This window comes from Rhodovastum atsumiense, from assembly GCF_937425535.1.
GTDB lineage: Bacteria > Pseudomonadota > Alphaproteobacteria > Acetobacterales > Acetobacteraceae > Rhodovastum > Rhodovastum atsumiense.
This window is the reverse complement of the sequence record NZ_OW485601.1, coordinates 1,172,012-1,190,244: the sequence shown is the minus strand read 5'-3', so window position 1 is coordinate 1,190,244 and position 18,233 is coordinate 1,172,012. Positions and strand designations below refer to the sequence as shown.

The 18,233-nt window shown below is 67.2% G+C and carries 15 protein-coding genes; 13 read left to right on the top strand and 2 right to left on the bottom strand.

Features of this window, described 5'->3' with window-relative positions:
* Window positions 1-53: 53 nt before the first annotated feature.
* The gene (locus NBY65_RS05215; RefSeq protein WP_239002614.1) at window positions 54-827 is read right to left on the bottom strand and encodes a sulfite exporter TauE/SafE family protein; all 774 of its coding nucleotides are present in this window, start codon (window positions 825-827) and stop codon (window positions 54-56) included.
* Window positions 828-1,031: 204 nt separating this feature from the next.
* On the opposite strand from NBY65_RS05215, the gene NBY65_RS05210 reads away from it, so the two are divergent.
* The 12 genes from NBY65_RS05210 (at window position 1,032) to NBY65_RS05145 (ending at window position 15,176) form a co-directional block, all read left to right on the top strand.
* Window positions 1,032-1,235, top strand: coding sequence for a hypothetical protein (locus tag NBY65_RS05210; protein WP_150038585.1), 204 nt, complete (start codon window positions 1,032-1,034; stop codon window positions 1,233-1,235).
* Window positions 1,228-2,700: a cytochrome-c oxidase, cbb3-type subunit I gene (ccoN, locus tag NBY65_RS05205; RefSeq protein WP_150038587.1), complete on the top strand. Its 1,473-nt coding sequence runs from the start codon at window positions 1,228-1,230 to the stop codon at window positions 2,698-2,700. Before NBY65_RS05210 ends, ccoN begins: the two co-directional genes overlap by 8 nt.
* A 6-nt stretch (window positions 2,701-2,706) precedes the next feature.
* Window positions 2,707-3,450 carry a cytochrome-c oxidase, cbb3-type subunit II gene (gene ccoO / locus NBY65_RS05200; protein ID WP_150038589.1) on the top strand — a complete coding sequence of 248 codons (744 nt, stop codon included), beginning with the start codon at window positions 2,707-2,709 and terminating at the stop codon, window positions 3,448-3,450.
* 14 nt (window positions 3,451-3,464) lie between these two features.
* Window positions 3,465-3,617 (top strand): CcoQ/FixQ family Cbb3-type cytochrome c oxidase assembly chaperone, encoded by a 153-nt coding sequence (locus tag NBY65_RS05195; RefSeq protein WP_150038591.1) that lies wholly within the window; start codon window positions 3,465-3,467, stop codon window positions 3,615-3,617.
* 12 nt (window positions 3,618-3,629) lie between these two features.
* Window positions 3,630-4,493, top strand: a complete 864-nt coding sequence (gene ccoP, locus NBY65_RS05190; RefSeq protein WP_150038593.1) for a cytochrome-c oxidase, cbb3-type subunit III — start codon at window positions 3,630-3,632, stop codon at window positions 4,491-4,493.
* A gap of 56 nt (window positions 4,494-4,549) precedes the next feature.
* On the top strand, window positions 4,550-6,022 hold the full coding sequence (gene ccoG / locus NBY65_RS05185; protein ID WP_150038595.1) for a cytochrome c oxidase accessory protein CcoG: 1,473 nt from the start codon (window positions 4,550-4,552) through the stop codon (window positions 6,020-6,022).
* A gap of 22 nt (window positions 6,023-6,044) precedes the next feature.
* Entirely contained in the window at window positions 6,045-6,542 is a 498-nt protein-coding gene (locus tag NBY65_RS05180) for a FixH family protein (protein ID WP_150038597.1), read from the top strand.
* Complete coding sequence (locus tag NBY65_RS05175) at window positions 6,539-8,926, top strand: heavy metal translocating P-type ATPase (protein ID WP_250265639.1); 2,388 nt, start codon at window positions 6,539-6,541, stop codon at window positions 8,924-8,926. Before NBY65_RS05180 ends, NBY65_RS05175 begins: the two co-directional genes overlap by 4 nt.
* Entirely contained in the window at window positions 8,923-9,069 is a 147-nt protein-coding gene (ccoS, locus tag NBY65_RS05170; RefSeq protein WP_150038601.1) for a cbb3-type cytochrome oxidase assembly protein CcoS, read from the top strand. The genes NBY65_RS05175 and ccoS overlap by 4 nt, the downstream gene beginning before the upstream one ends.
* A 284-nt stretch (window positions 9,070-9,353) precedes the next feature.
* A complete protein-coding gene (locus tag NBY65_RS05165) occupies window positions 9,354-11,351 on the top strand; it encodes an FAD-dependent oxidoreductase (RefSeq protein WP_150038603.1) in 1,998 nt (665 codons plus the stop codon).
* Between the two features lie 2 nt (window positions 11,352-11,353).
* On the top strand, window positions 11,354-13,201 hold the full coding sequence (locus NBY65_RS05150; RefSeq protein WP_150038605.1) for a [FeFe] hydrogenase, group A: 1,848 nt from the start codon (window positions 11,354-11,356) through the stop codon (window positions 13,199-13,201).
* Window positions 13,202-13,403: 202 nt separating this feature from the next.
* On the top strand, window positions 13,404-15,176 hold the full coding sequence (locus tag NBY65_RS05145) for an ABC transporter transmembrane domain-containing protein (protein ID WP_275266198.1): 1,773 nt from the start codon (window positions 13,404-13,406) through the stop codon (window positions 15,174-15,176).
* Between the two features lie 3 nt (window positions 15,177-15,179).
* On the opposite strand, the gene NBY65_RS05140 is transcribed toward NBY65_RS05145, so the two are convergent.
* Window positions 15,180-15,890: a response regulator transcription factor gene (locus NBY65_RS05140; RefSeq protein ID WP_150038607.1), complete on the bottom strand. Its 711-nt coding sequence runs from the start codon at window positions 15,888-15,890 to the stop codon at window positions 15,180-15,182.
* Between the two features lie 608 nt (window positions 15,891-16,498).
* Between NBY65_RS05140 and NBY65_RS05135 the strand changes: the two genes are divergently transcribed.
* Window positions 16,499-18,187 (top strand): methyl-accepting chemotaxis protein, encoded by a 1,689-nt coding sequence (locus NBY65_RS05135; RefSeq protein WP_150038609.1) that lies wholly within the window; start codon window positions 16,499-16,501, stop codon window positions 18,185-18,187.
* Window positions 18,188-18,233 lie beyond the last annotated feature (46 nt).

Here is an 18,233-nt window from a genome sequence, read left to right as displayed (position 1 = left end):
ATCGGGAACGATACGTAATCACCGCAATTCCGGGGTGCGGGGCGGCGGCCGGGTCAGGCCAGGGCGGCGAAGCGTTGCCAGGCCAGCACGCCGAGGATGATGGCGTTGAGCAACATCACCACCGGGGCTGCGGCGGTGATGCCGCGGCGCCAGGCATATCCCGCCGCCTGGCCGGCGATGCCGACGGCCAGCAGACTCGGAACGGTGCCGACTCCGAAGGCCAGCATGGCCAGCGCGCCGCCCGCGGCATTGCCCGCCGCCGCCGCCGCCGCGAGGGCTGCGTACAGGAAGCCGCAGGGCAGGAAGCCGAGCGCCACGCCCAGCAGGTAGCCTCCGAGTGGCCGGGTCCGGTCGATGCCTGATGTCAGGCGGGCGATGCCGCGCACCCAGGCCGCCGGGGCCCGGTCGCTTGCCGGGATCAGCGGCCGCAGCCGGGGAACAAGGCGGCCGGCGGCATGGCCGAGGAACAGCAGCGCCCCGAGCAGCAGCAGCAGCGCGGGCAGCATGCCGAGCGGCGCCGCGCTGGCGAGGATGTCGCCGGAGGTCGCCGCCAGCATTCCCAGGGCGGCATAGGTGCTCAGGCGTCCCAGATGGTAGGGCAGCAGCAAGGCGCTCGACAGCCGTGCGGATTCGCATAATCTTGCCGCCGGAATGCGTGCGAGCCGGTCGGACACCTGTCCGAGCACGAAGGGCCCGCACATCGGCGCGCAGTGCATGACACTGCCGGCCGCGCCTGCCGTCAGCAGGCCAAGCAACAAGGCTGTCCCGGTGCCGACGCTGCCGTCGGCGCTGCAGAGTGTGACGAGCGCAAGTATATATTGTTTCAATGCTATATTTCTTCTGAAACTATTTTATCGGCCAACTGTATTTTGCAATACGATCAGACTGATCCGTTTATGTCTGCTTGCTGTTGATCTGTGTCAATGCCACTTGTATGGGCGGGGCGCAGCTTGCCATGGGGTCGGCTGTCCATGGCCGCGCCCTAAACGGTGCGTTACAATCGCACGGTCAAACACAATGTGGGGTATGTAATGAGTTTCGGCGATATCGTTGTGGGTGTATCCGTGGCGTTGCTGGGGCTCCTTGGCCTGTTGCTGGTTTCGGGTGCGCTTGACTCGGGAATGTATGTTTTCGGATTGTCGCTGTTCGGCTTTGCGGTTTTATTCGATTTCGGCCTGATCAAGAAGTATTTCGACCTGAAAGAGGCGGCGGCCAAGGCGGGTGTCCATGGCTGACACGGCACTTGCGGACGTGGCGGTCCGCCCGGTGGTTTACAACGAGGATGTCATCAAGAAGTTCACCATTGCCTCCATGTTCTGGGCGGTGGTGGCATTCCTGGCCGGCGTCTACATTGCCACCGAACTGTGCTGGCCCGGTTTCAATCTGGGTCTGTCCTTCCTCAATTTTGGCCGGCTGCGGCCGGTGCACACGTCTGCGGCCATTTTTGCCTTCGGCGGCAATGCGCTGTTCGCGACCTCTCTTTACGTGGTCCAGCGCACCTGCCGGGCCCGGCTGGTCGGCCCCGATGCGCTGCACGATTTCATCTTCTGGGGCTACCAGTTCTTCATCGTGATGGCGGCCCTCAGCTACGTCATGGGCTATTCGCGCGGCCAGGAATACTCCGAGCCCGAATGGCACATTACGCTCTTCCTGGTGCTGGTCTGGGTGCTCTACGCCGCCGTCTACATCGGCACCCTGCTGAAGCGGCAGGAACCGCACATCTACGTCGCCAACTGGTTCTACCTGGCATTCATCCTGACCGTGGCGATCCTGGTGCTGGTCAACAACGCCGCGCTGCCGGTCTCGTTCTTCGCCGCCAAGGGCTATGTCGCCTATTCCGGCGTGCAGAACGCCATGGTGCAATGGTGGTACGGCCACAACGCGGTCGGCTTCTTCCTGACCGCCGCCTTCCTCGGCATGATGTACTACTTCATTCCGAAGCAGGCCAACCGGCCGGTCTATTCCTACCGGCTCTCCATCGTGCATTTCTGGTCGCTGATCTTCCTGTACATGTGGGCGGGTCCGCACCACCTGCACTACACCTCGCTGCCCGACTGGACGCAGACGCTCGGCATGGCGTTCTCCGTCATGCTGTGGATGCCCTCCTGGGGCGGCATGATCAACGGCCTGATGACGCTCTCGGGCGCCTGGGACAAGCTGCGCACCGACCCCGCTTTGCGCTTCTCGGTGACCGCGGTCGGCTTCTACGGCATGTCCACCTTCGAAGGCCCGCTGATGTCGATCCGCGAGGTCAACTCGCTCAGCCACTACACCGACTGGACCGTCGGCCACGTGCATTCCGGCGCGCTCGGCTGGGTGGCGTTCATCAGCTTCGGTGCCATCTATTATCTGGTGCCGGCGCTGTGGAAGCGCAGCAGCCTCTATTCCACCAAGCTGGTGGCCTGGCACTACTGGGTCGCGACCCTGGGCATCGTCTTCTACATCAGCGCGATGTGGGTGGCGGGCATCATGCAGGGCCTGATGTGGCGCGCCTATGACCGGTTCGGCTTCCTGCAGTACTCGTTCTCGGAATCGGTCAACGCCGTGCACCCCTACTACGTGATCCGCATGCTCGGCGGCCTGATGTTCCTGATCGGCGGCCTGATCATGTGCTACAACCTGATCAAGACCGTGCGCAGCCCGTCCACCGAACCCCGTGGGGCGGTCCTGCCGGCCGGCCTCGCCGTGGCAGGGGAGTGAGCCACCATGGCAACATCCGGCCTCCGTCGCTTCCTGATCCCGCACGCGCTGATCGAGAAGAATACTTTCCTGTTGCTGGTGCTCACGGTCATCGTGGTCGCCATTGGCGGCATCGTCGAGATCGTGCCGCTCTTCACCATCGAAACCACGGTCGAGCACGTGAAAGGCGTGCGGCCGTACTCGCCGCTGGAACTCGCCGGCCGCAACATCTATGTCCGCGAGGGCTGCTACGTCTGCCATAGCCAGCAGATCCGCACCCTCAAGGACGAGGTCGAGCGCTACGGCCATTACAGCCTCGCCGCCGAGAGCATGTATGATCGGCCGTTCCAGTGGGGCAGCAAGCGCATCGGCCCCGACCTCGCCCGCGTCGGCGGCAAATACTCCAACGACTGGCACTACGGGCACCTGAAGAACCCGCAGGCGCTGGTGCCGGAAAGCCTGATGCCGCGCTACGCCTTCCTCGCCGACGCGCCGCTCAACTACGACCTGATCGCCGAGCACATGCGCACCAACCGCGTCCTCGGCGTGCCCTATACCGACGAGCAGATCGCCAACGCCAAGGCCGACCTGGTGGCGCAGGCGAGCCCGCAATCGGAAGGGCTGGAAGCGGTGCAGAAGCGCTACCCGAAGGCGGTCGCCGCCTCCGGTCACGGCCGGGTCACCGAGCTGGACGCGCTGGTGGCCTATCTCCAGGTGCTCGGCACCATGGTGGACTTCGCCGATCTCGGCGTCGAGAAGCTGCAGCAATAAAGGGAGGCCACCCCATGGATGTCCTCTCTTTGCTGCAGTGGATGCAGCATCACTGGGTCGTGCCCGCTCTCGTTGTCTTCGTGCTGGTGGTGGTGTCCGCCTACCTCCCCAGCCGCAGGCAGGAGATGGAGCACAACGCCCGTATCCCGCTGGCCGACGACCGATAAGGAGCCCCTGAAGTGCCTACCAAGATCGAAAAGGACGCGCTCACCGGTCGCGAGACGACCGGGCATGAGTGGGACGGGCTGAAGGAACTGAACACGCCGCTGCCGAAGTGGTGGCTCTACACCTTCTTCGTCTGCTGCATCGTCGCCTTCATCATGTTCGCGCTGCTGCCTTCCATTCCGTACGGCCCCGGCTATTTCCGCGGCCTGCTCGGCGCATCTTCCCGCGACCGGGTGGCGGAGGACGTCGCCGCGATGACGGAACAGCGCGCGGTGTTCATGGACAAGATCCGCTCGCTGCCGATCGAGCAGGTGAAGAACGACCCGCAACTGCTCGCGGTGGCCACCACCGCCGGCCGTATCACCTTCGCCACCAATTGCCAGCCCTGCCACGGGGCGGGCGGCGAAGGCCAGGTCGGCTATCCCTCGCTTGCCGACGACACCTGGCTGTGGGGCGGCAAGCTTGCCGACATCCAGCAGACCATCACCCACGGCATCCGCAGCGGTGACGAGAATGCGCGCAACAGCGTCATGCCGGCCTTCGGCAGCATGCTGAAGCCGGACCAGATCGGCGCGATCGCCGATTTCGTTGCCAGCGAATTCTTCGGCGCCGGAGAAGGCGGCGAGATCGCCAAGGGCAAGGCGCTCTATGCCGAGAACTGTGCCGTCTGCCATGGCGCCAACGGCGAGGGCAGCCGGATGATGGGCGCGCCGCCGCTGAAATCCGCGGTGCATCTCTTCGCCGGCACGCGCGAGGCGGTGGTGGCGCAGGTGACCAGCCCGAAGATGGGCGTCATGCCGAACTGGAATACCCGTCTCGACGAGGCCACTATCAAAAGCGTTGCGATCTACGTCCACGCGCTTGGCGGAGGAGAGTAAGAAGGGCGGCAAGCCCGGAGGGCGCCAAGCCCAGGGGAAGGGGAAAGAACGCGCAAATGACATCCATTGACAAGGCCAGACGGGCCGACGAGCCCAAGCTGTCGCCGACTGGTCTCTACGCGGGCCACACCAAGGTCTATCCGAAGGCCGTCACGGGTCCGGCCCGCGCGGTGAAATGGGGCATCCTGGCGTTCTGCCTCTCTGTCTACTACCTGCTGCCCTGGGTCCGCTGGGATCGCGGCCCGGGGCGGGTCTCCCAGGCGGTTCTGCTCGACCTGCCGAACCGCCGCTTCTATTTCTTCGACCTCGTGTTCTGGTCGGAGGACATCTACTACCTCACCGGCCTGATGATCCTGGGGGCGGTCGGGCTGTTCCTGGTGACCAGCCTGGCCGGCCGCGTCTGGTGCGGCTACGCCTGCCCGCAGACCGTCTGGACCGACCTGTTCATGTGGATCGAACGGTTGGTGCAGGGCGACCGCAACGCCCGCATGCGCCTCGACCAGGGGCCCAACACGGCCGACAGGATCCGGCGCAAGGCCCTGACCCATGCGATCTGGCTTGGCATCGCCTTCTGGACCGGCGGCGCCTGGATCATGTACTTCGTCGACGCGCCGACGCTGACCGTCCAGTTCTGGACCGGGCAGGCCGCCGCCGAAGCCTATTTCTTCATCTTCCTGTTCACCGCCACCACCTATCTGCTGGCCGGCTGGGCACGCGAGCAGGTCTGCACCTATATGTGCCCGTGGCCGCGCTTCCAGGCCGCCATGCTGGACGAGCAGAGCCTGATCGTCACCTACCAGGCCTGGCGCGGCGAGCCGCGCGGCCATGGCAAGCGTGACGGCGGTGCCGCCGTCGCCGGGCTGGGAAGCTGCATCGATTGCCAGGCCTGCGTGCATGCCTGCCCGACCGGGATCGACATCCGCGACGGCGTGCAGCTCGAATGCATCAATTGCGGGCTGTGCGTGGATGCCTGCAACGAGATGATGGTGAAGACCGGCCAGCCGAAATGGCTGGTCACCTGGGACACGCTGGCCGGCCAGAAGGCGAAGGTCGCCGGCCGGCACGAGAAATTCCATCTGCTGCGGCCGCGCACGCTGATCTACCTCGCCGCCCTGGTGGTCGCCATCGGCGTGATGGGCGTGGCGCTGGCGACGCGGCCGCATATCGGGCTTTCGGTGCAGCGCGACCGGGCCCCGCTGTTCGTTCTGGTCCGCGACGGCAACATCCGCAACGGCTACACCCTCAAGGTGTCCAACAAGACCCAGGACGAGGCCGCGTTCACCCTGACGCTCGACCGTCTGCCCGGCGCGCTGATGACCATCGCCGAGGAAAGCGAGGAACGCATCCCCACGGTGACGCTGACGGTCGCGCCGGACAGCATCGGCACCTTCCGCGTGCTGGTGTTCGGGCGGCCGCGGCAGCTCGAGGACGGTTCGCAGAAGATCGACTTCCTGTTGCGCAACAACGCCACCGGGGAGGCGACCAGCTACACGTCGGCATTTATGGGGCCCCGCGGCGCCGGCCGCTGAGGCAAACCAGGGGGATCGGACAATGAACTTCATCGGCAGCATCGAACCCATGCGCCAGCCGGCGCGGCGCAGCGCCTGGCGGTTCTTCCCGTGGTTCGTCGTGGCCGCCTTCGGGGTGGTGACCGCGGTCAACGGCACCATGACCTATCTCGCCGTGCAGAGCTTTCCCGGGCTGGCGGTGACCCACGCCTTCTCCCGCAGCAACGGCTATGACCGGGTGATCGCGGCGGCCGAACGGCAGGCGGCGCTCGGCTGGAATGTGGAGACCGGGCTCGACGGGGCCCGGCCGGTGCTCACCCTCGCCGGGCCCGACGGCGCGCCGCTGCAGGGGGCGCAGATCACCGCGGTGGTGCAGCGCCCCGTCGGCCCGCCCGAGCGCGCCGAACTGTCCCTGCGCGCCACCGCGCCGGGCCGCTACGAGGCAGCGGCGCCGCTCGCTTTCGGCAAGTGGGACATCGACCTGGTGATCTCGGCGGAGGGCGGGCAGTTCCATTCCATCCGCCGCCTGGTCGTGAAGTGAGCGCCACGGTCGCGGCGGTCGATTCCCCCGCGCCGGCGACGACAGCGGATGCGGCCTGTGTCCATTGCGGACAGGCGGTGCCGTCGGGGCGGCGTTTCTGCTGCCCCGGCTGCGCCGCGGCCTTCGAGACCATCCAGGGGCTTGGCCTGGGCCGTTATTACCAGCAGCGCGTGCTCGATCCCGCCGGCCGCGCCCCGCGCCCCGAGGCCGGCGAACGCTGGGACCTCGCGCGCCACATCGTCACCGAACCGGATGGCGGGCACACGCTGACGCTCGCGGTGGACGGGCTGCAATGCGGCGCCTGTGTCTGGCTGATCGAATCGGTGCTCGCCCGCCAGCCCGGCCTGCGCCAGGGCCGGGTGAACATGACCACGCGGCGCCTGCGCCTCGCCTGGCAGGGGGCGCCGGAACAGGCCGAGCGTTTCGTCGCCGCGGTCGAGAAGCTGGGCTACCGGCTGGTCCCGTTCAACATGGCCTACCTCGCCGCCGCCGATGACCGCACCGGGCGGATGCTGATCCGCGCGTTGGGGGTGGCGGCCTTCGCCTCGCTCAACGTGATGACCAACTCGCTCGCGGTCTGGTCGGGCTTCGACGAGGGCATGGGACCGGCCACCCGCAGCCTGCTCTACTGGGTGTCGGCGCTGATCGCCATGCCGGCGGTGCTCTATGCCGGCATGCCGTTCTTCCGCTCCGCCTTCGCGGCGCTGCGGGCGGGGCGGACCAACATGGACGTGCCGATCAGCCTCGGCGTGCTGCTGGTCACCGCCCTGAGTCTGTCCGAAACCCTGCGGGGCGGGCTGCATACCTATTTCGATTCCGCCGTCTCGCTGCTGTTCTTCCTGCTGATCGGCCGCGTGCTCGACCATCGCGCCCGGGGCCAGGCGCGGGCCACCGCCGAGCAGTTGCTGGCCCTGCGCGCCACCGACGTCGCGGTGCTGGCCGGCGACGGCAGCATCGTCCGCCGGGCGCAGGAGAGCATCGCGCCGGGCGAGCGCGTGCTGGTCGGCATGGGCGAGCGCATCGGCGTGGACGGCGTGATCGCCGAGGGCAGCGCCCCGCTCGATGCCAGTCTGGTCACCGGCGAGAGCCTGCCGGTCGCCGCCAGCCCCGGCACCGCCGTCTTCGCCGGCACGCTGAACCTGGGCGGGCGGCTGGTGGTGCGGGCCACCGCCACCGGACAGGCGACGCTGCTCGCCGAATGCGTGCGGCTGATCGAGGCGGCGGAGGCGCGGCGCGGCCGGTTCGTCGTGCTCGCCGACCGGGTCGCGCGGCTCTACACGCCGGTGGTGCATCTCTGCGCCGCCGCCACCTTTCTTGGCTGGTGGCTGCTCGGCGGCATGGCGGCGGCGGAAGCGCTGCTGATCGCCTGCGCGGTGCTGATCATCACCTGCCCCTGTGCCCTGGCGCTGGCGGTGCCGGCGGTGCAGGTGATTGCCACCGGCACGCTGTTCCGGGCCGGCATGCTGCTGAAATCGGCGACGGCGCTGGAGCGCCTGGCCAGGGTCGACACCGTCGTGTTCGACAAGACCGGCACGCTGACCGAGCCCGTGCTGGCCCTCACCGAGGATCCCACCCGTGATCCCGCCGCCCTGCGCGAGGCCGCGTCGCTGGCCGCGGTCAGCCGCCATCCGCTGGCGCGGTCCCTGCTCGCCGCCGCGGGTAGCGTTCCGGCCGCGGCCGCGGTCGAGGAGATCCCGGGCGAAGGATTGCGTGCTTCCACCCCGGATGGTGACATCCGCCTGGGCAGTCGGAGCTTCGCCGGCGATCCCGCGGCTCCGCCGGGCGATGGCCCCGAGCTGTGGCTCGCACGCCCCGGTCAGGCCCCGGTCGCCTTCCGCTTCCACGAGCAACTGCGCCCCGATGCCGCCGAAACCATCGCCTGGCTGCACCGCGCGGGCCTGACCGTGCGGCTCGCCTCCGGCGATCGCGCCGGCGCCGTGGCACGCGTGGCCGAGGCACTCGGCATCGCGCAGTGGCGCGCCGAGGTGACGCCGGTCGACAAGGTGGCGCTGGTCGAAGCCCTGCGCGCCGAAGGGCGGCATGTGCTGATGGTCGGCGACGGCCTCAACGACGGCCCGTCGCTGGCGGCCGCGAGCGTGTCGATGTCGCCCTCCACGGCGGCCGATATCAGCCAGACCGTGGCCGACGTGGTGTTCCAGGGCCACCACCTCGCCCCGGTGGTGACGGTGCTGCGCACCGCCCGCCGCGCGCGCGCGGTGATGCAGGAGAACCTCGGGCTGTCGCTGGTCTATAATGTGTTCATGCTGCCGCTGGCCGCCACGGGCTTCGTCACGCCCTGGCTCGCGGCGGTGGCGATGTCGAGCTCGTCGCTGCTGGTGATGGCCAACAGCTTTCGCGTGCGTGTGAAGGGAGGGGCCACATGACCATCATGCTCTACCTGCTCGGGGTCAGCCTGGTGATGGGCGGGGTCGGCCTGGTGTTCTTCCTCTGGTGCCTGCGCACCGGCCAGTACGAGGACCTCGAGGGGGCTGCCAACCGGATCCTGTTCGACGATCCGCCGCAGTAAAGGACAGGAAGGCGAGGGCTCCGCCCTCGACCCGGCAGGGGTCAGGGGACCCCTGCACCCCAGTCTCGCTGCGCGGCAAAGCCTCCGCCGTGATGGACATGCCTCCGGCAACCGTCTATATTGTTGTTGCACCAACATAAGTAGCCGGGCTGCGCGGGTTTCGCGCACCTGGTCGTGCCCCCCCGCCGGACCGCCCGTCTCGTCGCCTTCGTGTCGACCATCGCGGCTCACCGGACGGTGTTCCTGGGAGGCGGCTGCGACAACCGGCAGGAGGCGAAACGCCCATGGCACGAGTCCATTACGGCGTCTGGAATGGTGTGGTCCATGACCACCGACAGGGCGGAACACCGGAAACCGGCGACCTTGCCGAACTGCGCGATTTCGATGCCTTCAATGAAGGCAACGCCATTCGCGCCTTCCTCGGCGATCGCGGGTTCTTCGTCTTCGATCCCCATGTCAGCCTGATCGATGCGCTGTGGCGCTACATGGACAAGGCCGCAGAGCAGTCCTGCGGCAAGTGCACGCCCTGCCGCATGGGCACGCAACTTGTGCGCGATGCGCTCGACGGCATGCGCCGCGGCGTGCCGGGTGGCCTCGGCCTGGACGACATCACTGCCCTGGCGGCGCAGATGGACACCACCTCGCTCTGCGGCCTGGGCCAGACCTGCGCCAAGGCCCTGCTGGCGGCGCTCGCGCATTTCCGCGACCAGATCGAGGCGGAAATCGCCGCGGCGCCGCTGCCCGACCAGTACGGCATGACCTACATGACCGCGCCCTGCATCGAGGCCTGCCCGTCCAAGGTCAACGTGCCGCGCTACATCGACTACATCCGCGACGGCAAGCCGGCGCATTCGCTCGGCGTGATCCTGCAGAAATACCCGATGGCCGCCACCTGCGGTCGGGTCTGCGTGCGCTTCTGCGAGATGGCGTGCCGGCGCAACCTGGTGGACGAGGCGGTCGGCATCAAGACGCTCAAGCGCTATGTCGCCGACCAGCAGCAGGGCGCGAACGCGCTGATGTTCACCCGCGACATGATCGCCGAGCCGCTCGGCCCGGACATGCGGGTCGCCGTGATCGGCGCCGGGCCGGCCGGCATTTCCTGCGCCTATCACCTGCTGCTGCACGGCTATCACGTGGATATCCTGGAGGCGATGGACGAGGCCGGCGGCATGGCCGCGATCGGCATCCCCAGCTACCGCCTGCCCAAGGACGTGCTGCACAAGGAAACCGACATCATCACTGCCCTCGGCGGGCACCTGCTGTTCGGCCAGGCGCTGGGCCGCGATTTCTCGATCGACGAGCTGTTCGAGCGCGGTTACCGCGCGGTGTTCCTTTCCATCGGCTGCCAGCAGGGCTCGGTGCTGGGCGTCGAGGGCGAGGACCCGGAGATGCTGGGCTACGAGACCGGCATCGGCTTCCTGCTGAAGGTGCACGACCACGTTGCCGGGCTGCAGCCCATGCCGCTGTCCGGGGAGGTCGTGGTGGTCGGCGGCGGCAACGTCGCCATGGACTGCGTGCGCTCCGCCCTGCGCATGGGGGCGGAGAAGGTGCATCTGGTCTATCGCCGCACCCGCGAGGACATGCCCGCCGACCGCGAGGAAATCGAGGCCGCCGAGGCCGAGGGCGTGATCTTCCACTACCTGACCAACCCGACGCGCGTCCTGGCCGAAAACGGCCGGGTCGCCGGCATCGAGCTGACCGGGATGCGCCAGGGCGAGCCCGACGCGAAGGGCCGGCGCAATGTGGTGGCGGTGCCGGACAGTGGCTGGACGCTCCGCTGCAACACCCTGATCGCGGCCATCGGCCAGCAGGTGAGCCAGACCTCGCTGCGGCCCGAGGACGGCATCGCGTTCGACCGCTGGAACTGCGTGAAGGTCAATTCCTCCTCGCTCGCCACCTCCCGTCCCGGTGTGTTCGCGGGGGGGGACTGCGCGTCCGGCCCGTCGACGCTGGTGCATGCCATGTCCAACGGGCTGAAGGCTGCGCGCAACATCGACGACTGGATCCGGCTCGGCCATGTCCGCTTCGCGCCGCGCTCGCGCATGCGCCACCTGCTGGCCGACCACCACCTGCTCGCCGTCGACAGCGTCGAGTTCCCGGTCAAGCACCTCTACCGGGTGCACCACCCCGAACTCGATCCCGAGCTGCGGCGCCAGATGTTCGAGGAGGTCGAGCAGACCATCAGCCAGGCCGACGCCTATCGCGAGGCGAAGCGCTGCCTGCGCTGCTATCGCATCTATTCCGTCATCACCGACCTGCCGATTCCCGAAGGAGCGGCGTGACCATGCAGCCGGACCCCCAAGCCCCCGCCGCCGCGCCGACCAGCCTGCGGGCGACGCTCGACGGTGCCGCCGTCATCGCCGGAGCCGACGAGACCATCCTGACCTGCGCCCGCCGCCACGGCGTGCACATCCCCACCCTGTGCGAGCTGCACGACATCGACCACACGCCCGGCACCTGCCGCGTCTGCCTGGTCGAGATCCGCATGCCCGGCCAGGAGCGGACCCAGATCGTCACCGCCTGCACCACGCCGATGCAGGAAGGGATCGAGGTGATGACGCGCAGCAAGCAGGTGCGCGAGATGCAGCGCCTGCAGGTCGAGCTGCTGCTCGCCGACCATGACCAGGATTGTGCGACCTGCACGCGCCACGGCAATTGCGAGTTGCAGGACGTCGCCCAGTTCGTCGGCCTGCGCAGCAACCGCTTCTTCGACCATGACCGCGTCGCCGCCCGCCCGATCGATTTTTCCTCGCCGGCGCTGATCCGCGACATGACCAAATGCGTGCGCTGCCAGCGCTGCATCGCCATCTGCCGGGACGGGCAGGGGGTGGACGCGCTGGTGGTCGCGGGCACCGGGCAGGAAACCTCGGTCGGCCTGCGCTACGGCCTGTCGCAGGCGGAATCCACCTGTGTCACCTGTGGCCAATGCGTGCTGGTCTGCCCCACCGGCGCGCTCGGCGAGCGCGACGAGACCGAGCGGGTGATCGATTACCTGAACGATCCCGAGGTGATCACCGTCTTCCAGTTCGCCCCGGCGCTGCGCGTGGGCTTCGGCGAGGAATTCGGCCTGCCGTCCGGCACCAATGTCGAGGGCCAGATCATCGCCGCGTTGCGCCGGCTGCGCGCCGACATCGTGCTCGACACCAATTTCGCCGCCGACGTGGTGATCATGGAGGAGGGCACCGAGCTGCTGCGGCGCCTGAGTGAAGCGCGACGGCCCACCTTCACCTCCTGCTGCCCGGCCTGGATCAATTTCGCCGAGGAACACTATCCGGACATCCTGCCGCTGCTCTCTTCCACCAAATCGCCGCAGCAGGTGCTCGGTACCATCGCCAAGACCTACCTGCCCGAGCGCATGGGCATCGATCCCGCCCGCATCCGCGTGATCTCGCTCATGCCCTGCACGGCCAAGAAGGACGAGGCAGTGCGGCCGCAGTTCATCCACGACGGCGTGCCCGAGGTCGACGTGGTGCTGACCACGCGCGAATTCGCCCGCCTGCTCAAGCGCGAGGGCATCGACCTGCGCGCGCTCGCCCCGTCCGCCTTCGACAATCCCTACATGAGCGAATATTCCGGCGCGGGCGCCATCTTCGGCACCACCGGCGGGGTGATGGAAGCGGCGGTGCGCACCATGTTCTACGTGGTGAACGGGCGCGAACTGGAAACCATCGAATTGCAGCAACTGCGCGGCTTCGAAGGGGTGCGCACCGCACAGGTCGAGCTGGGCGGGGCCATCGGCTCGGTGAGGGTGGCGATGTGCCACGGCCTGAAGCCGACGCGCCAGATCGTGGAGGCGGTGCGTGCCGGCACGGCTGAATTCGATTTCATCGAGGTCATGGCCTGCCCCGGCGGCTGCGTGGACGGCGGCGGCACGTTGCGGTCCAAGAAGACCTACCTGCGCGACGCGCTGAAGCGGCGCGAGACGCTGTTCGGCATCGACCGCACCCGCAAGGCCCGGCAGTCGCACAACAATGCGCAGGTTCAGGCGTTGTACCGGGATTATCTGGAGCACCCGTATTCGGAGAAGGCACACCACCTGCTGCACACCTACTATACCGACCGCAAGGTGCAGATGGTGCGCACGGTCAGCCAGATCTGGGACGAAATCACCATGAGCACCATGGTCTACTGAACGTCAGGGAAGGCCAGGGCTCTGCCCTGGACCTGCCGTCGTGCGCAGGCACGCATTCGCGTGACGGCCACAAGGCCCTTGGATCCCATTCGCGCTGCGCGGCACAGAAAATCGGGTTCCAAGGGCGAAGCCCTTGGTCGGTCCAGGGCGAAGCCCTGGTGGGGCGCGGGGCAACGCCCCGCCAACCACGGGAGCATCTTGTTTGGCGTTTCCTGACATTGCCGCGCTGCGCATGCTGGTGCCCTTCCTGTGGCCCTATCGCGGGCGCGTGCTCGCGGCGGTGGTGGCATTGCTGCTGGCCGCCGGTCTGGTGCTGCTGCTTGGCCAGGGACTGCGCCACCTGATCGATGACGGTTTCGCCACCGCCGCGTCCCCGGCGCTGGCCATGGCGCGCCTGAACCGTGCCGCCGCGGTCATGGCCCTGGTGATCGGCGCATTGGCGGTGGCGACCGCCGGGCGCTTCTACCTGGTTTCCTGGCTTGGCGAGCGTGTCGCCGGCGACCTGCGCCGGGCGGTGTTCGATCGCCTGATCTCGCTCTCGCCCGCTTTCTTCGAAACCGCGCGTACCGGCGATCTGCTGTCGCGCCTGACCGCCGACACCTCGCTGATCCAGGCCCTGGTGGGCTCGGCGATCTCGCAATGGCTGCGGGGCCTGCTGATGCTGCTGGGTGCCTTCGCCATGCTGCTGGCGACCAGCCCGTCGCTGACCGCCGTGGTGCTGGCCGTGGTGCCGCTGGTCGTGGTGCCGTTGATCCTGTTCGGGCGGCGCGAGAAGCGGCAGTCACGCATCTCGCAGGACCGCGTCGCCGATCTCGGTGCCTTCGCCGAGGAGACGCTGAACGCGTTGCGCACCGTGCAGGCCTTCGTGCACGAGCCGCTCGATCGCGCCGGCTTCGCGGCCCGCGTGCAGCGCTCGGTCGCCGCGGCGTTGCGGCGGGTGCGCACCCGGGCCTTGCTGATCCTGGTGGTGATTCTGCTGGGTTTCGGTGCGATCACCCTCAGCCTCTGGCTCGGCGGCCGGGAGGTCGTCGCCGGCCGCATGACCGGCGGCGAGTTGTCCGCTTTCGTGTTCTACGCGGTCTTGTTGGCGACCTCGTTGTCGGGGGTCAGCGAGCTGTGGGGCGAGCTGCAGCGGGCCGCCGGTGCTGCCGAACGACTGATGGAACTGCTGGCCGAGCGCCCCGCGATCGCCGCGCCGGCCCGGCCGGTTGCCCTGCCGCGTCCGGCGCGTGGCCATGTCGCCTTTCAAGGCGTGACCTTCTTCTATCCCGCTCGCCCCGACCGGCCGGCCTTGCGTGACTTCGGGCTCGAGGTCGCGCAGGGGGAGACGGTGGCGCTGGTGGGGCCGTCCGGCAGTGGCAAGACCACCGTCTTTCAGTTGCTGCTGCGCTTCTACGATCCGCAGGCCGGATGCGTGCGCGTCGATGACATCGACATTGCCACCACCGATCCGGCCGAGTTGCGCGGACGCATCGGCCTGGTGGCGCAGGAGCCGGTGATCTTCTCGGCCGATGCCTGGACCAATATCCGCTATGGCCGGCCCGACGCCACCGATGCCGAGGTGCGTGCCGCCGCCCGGGCCGCCGCCGCCGATTTCCTCGACGACCTGCCGGAGGGCTACGACACCCATCTCGGAGAGAAGGGCGTACGCCTCTCCGGTGGCCAGCGTCAGCGCATCGCCATTGCCCGGGCGATCCTGCGCGATCCGGCGATCCTGTTGCTGGACGAGGCCACCAGCGCCCTCGACGCGGCATCGGAACAGGCGGTGCAGCAGGCGCTGGCGCGGCTGTCGAACGGGCGCACCACCCTCGTCATTGCCCATCGTCTCGCGACGGTGCGACGGGCCGACCGGATCGTCGTACTGCAGGACGGGCAGGTGGTGGCCACCGGCACGCACGAGATGCTGGTGCAGGCGAACGGGCTGTACGCGCGCCTTGCCGCCTTGCAGTTCGACGACCGGCGCGCCGCAGGCTGACGGTCAGGCGGCGGCCGAGACGCCGATGTCGAGACGATAGCCACCACTTTCGGTGATCAGCAGCCGGGCCCGGCCGGGCTCGGGCTCGATCTTCTGGCGCAGGCGATAGATATGCGTCTCCAGGGTATGGGTGTCGACGTCCGCGCCATATCCCCAAACTTCGTGCAGCAAGGTCTCGCGGTCGGTGACGTTGTTGGTGCGGCACAGGTATTTCAGCAATGCCACTTCCTTGCGGGTCAGGCGGATGCGGCGGTTGGTCGTGCTGTCCACCAGCAGCTTGTCGGCTGGCTTGAAGGTGTACGGACCCAGTGGCAGCACCGCGGTTTCCGAGTTGTCGGCCAGGCGGAGTTGGGCGCGCAGGCGGGCCAGCAGCACGGGCAGCCTGACGGGCTTGGTGATGTAGTCATTGGCGCCGGCATCCAGGCCACTGACCACGTCGTCGAGTTCCCCCGCGCCGGTCAGCATGATGATGGGCAGGTAGACGAGCGACCGGCGCAGGCGCAGGCAGAGATCGCAACCGTCGCCGTCGGGCAGCTTGCGATCGAGGATGATGGCATCGATGCGGCGGTCGGGGGCGGTGGCGGCCTGGGCGACGGCGGCACAGGTGCTGACGCCGATCGCCGTGAATTCGTCAGTTTGGGCGAAAGCATCGATAAGCATGGCAAGCAGGTCGGCGTCATCCTCGGCAATCAGGATCGGTCGCTTTTCGGTCATCCCGCGGATCCAATAGCTGATAGTGAAACCACGCCTCATCTTCCAGCGGCGTGGTCTGGCCCGTCGGGGCCATATTCGATACGCATAGCCTAGCATTTGGATCGCGTAATGCGATGGTGCCGAGGCAAAACATTTTGTGAGCATCAGCGATACAATCACTGATACATATCAAATTACTACTATCAACTTTTCAGGGTAGTGCCATAATGTGATCAGATGTGATCGCACGTGCTTGTGACGTCACATCACCACAATGAGATTGATTGCTGCGATCGCTTGCATGCTCGCGGCAAGGAGAAGGGCGCAGGGCGTCCCCGGGCGAGGCCTCGACAGAATGACCGACCCGCGCGGTAATCGGTTCCGTGGTAACGGCCAGAATAGCTCCTGATTTCACTCAAATGAGCAAGAAACAAGACCTTCGGAAAGAGGGTTGTTTAATTAAAGTAGAGTCGTTGCCTGCCAAGAAGACGTTCTTGGTGTGGTGCCGGTTTGTGTGTCAATTTATAATTTCTTCCACAAAATCCATATCTATTTGGAAATGTGAATATCGTTGAATTTCAGCGTTAGTCATGACTATTTATGGGATAGATCTGTCGAAAACATAATGGATGCGTGTGGACACCATGTCTATTAGCCGAAAGATTGCAGCAGCGTTCGCCGCCATGCTTTTTATTGTCGGTCTGATAGGGTTTCTATCATTGCATACTTTCTCGCGTTTTAATGATACCGTCAACGAAATTACCGATAACTACATGCTTGGTATCGGGTATGTTTCGGAATTGCAATCATCCATTGCCGCCACACGCATCGCGTTGCTCTGGGGCATCATCGATCCGTCGGACAAGGCGGGCCGGGGGCCGATCCGTGAGCAGGTTGAGCATCTGCGCCGCCAGTACGACGCCACGGCGGCCAAGTACGAACCCACGGTCACGACCGACGAGGAGCGGCGCATCTATGGAGAGATCAAGCCGCTCGGGACGGCCTTCTTTGCCATGGCGGACCGGGTTGCCGGCCAGCTTGCGGCAGGTGAGACAGAGACTGGCCGGGAAACCTATCGGCGCGAATCGGTGCCGATCACGCGGCCGCTGACGGCCGCGCTGCGTCGCGACATCGAATACAATATCCGTGAGGGCAATCGCTGGGGTGAAACCGCCGATACGGATTATGCCTTTGGCCGTGTCCTGGTGATCGGCGGCATGGTGTTGGGGGTGCTGGCGGCCCTGCTCGTGGGATGGGTGCTGGTGCGCGGCATCGCGACGCCACTGCGTGCGATGACCGAGGCCATGCGCCGGATGGCCGAGAAGGATTTCACCGTATCGGTCACCGGCACGGACCGCACCGACGAGGTCGGGCAGATGGCCGCGGCGCTGGTGGTGTTCCGCGACCGCATGGCGGACGGCGAGCGGCTGGCGACGGCGCAATCCACGGAGCAGGCGGCGCGTCAGGAGAAGGCGCGGCAACTGGAAGGGTTCGTGCGTAGCTTCCAGGACCGCGCGACCGCGCTGACGGCGCCGCTTTCGGCCGCGTCGGCGCAGTTGGAGGCGACCGCGCGATCGATGTCGACCAATGCGACGCGGTCCGGCCAGCAGGCCGAAAGCGTGGCCACGGCCGCCTCCGAGGCGAGTTCCGGCGTGCAGGCCATCGCCGCCGTTTCCGAGGAGCTGTCGAGTTCCATCAACGAGATCAGCCGCCAGGTCGCGCAATCCACCAGCGTGGCCGGCCGTGCGGTCGAGGACGCGCAGCGGACCGATGCGACCGTGCGGGCCCTTGCGGAGGCGGCTGGCAAGATCGGTCAGGTGGTCGAGCTGATCAGCAGCATCGCCGGCCAGACCAATCTGCTCGCCCTCAATGCCACCATCGAGGCAGCCCGTGCCGGCGAGGCCGGGAAGGGCTTTGCCGTGGTGGCTTCCGAAGTGAAGAGCCTGGCGCAGCAGACCACCAGGGCGACCGGCGAGATCGCGGCGCAGATCTCGCAGATCCAGGAGGCGACCGAGCGGGCGGTCAGTGCCATCAGCGCCATCAAGGCCACCATCGAGGAGGTGAGCGGCATTTCCTCCGCGATCGCCGCCGCGGTGGAAGAGCAGGGTTCCGCGACGGCGGAGATCGCCCGGAGCGTGAGCCAGACGGCCCGGCGCACCCAGGACGTCACCAGCAGCATCGCCGATGTCAGCCGGGCGACCAAGGATACCGGTGCCTCGGCGAACGAGGTGCTGGGGGCCGCCGGCCAGCTCGCGCGCAACGCAGCGGAGTTGCAGAGCGAGATCCAGGCGTTCGCGAGCAAGGTACGGGCCGGCTGAGGCAGGGCGCTGGCCGGGAGGGGCGATTCCGTCAGGGATCGCATTG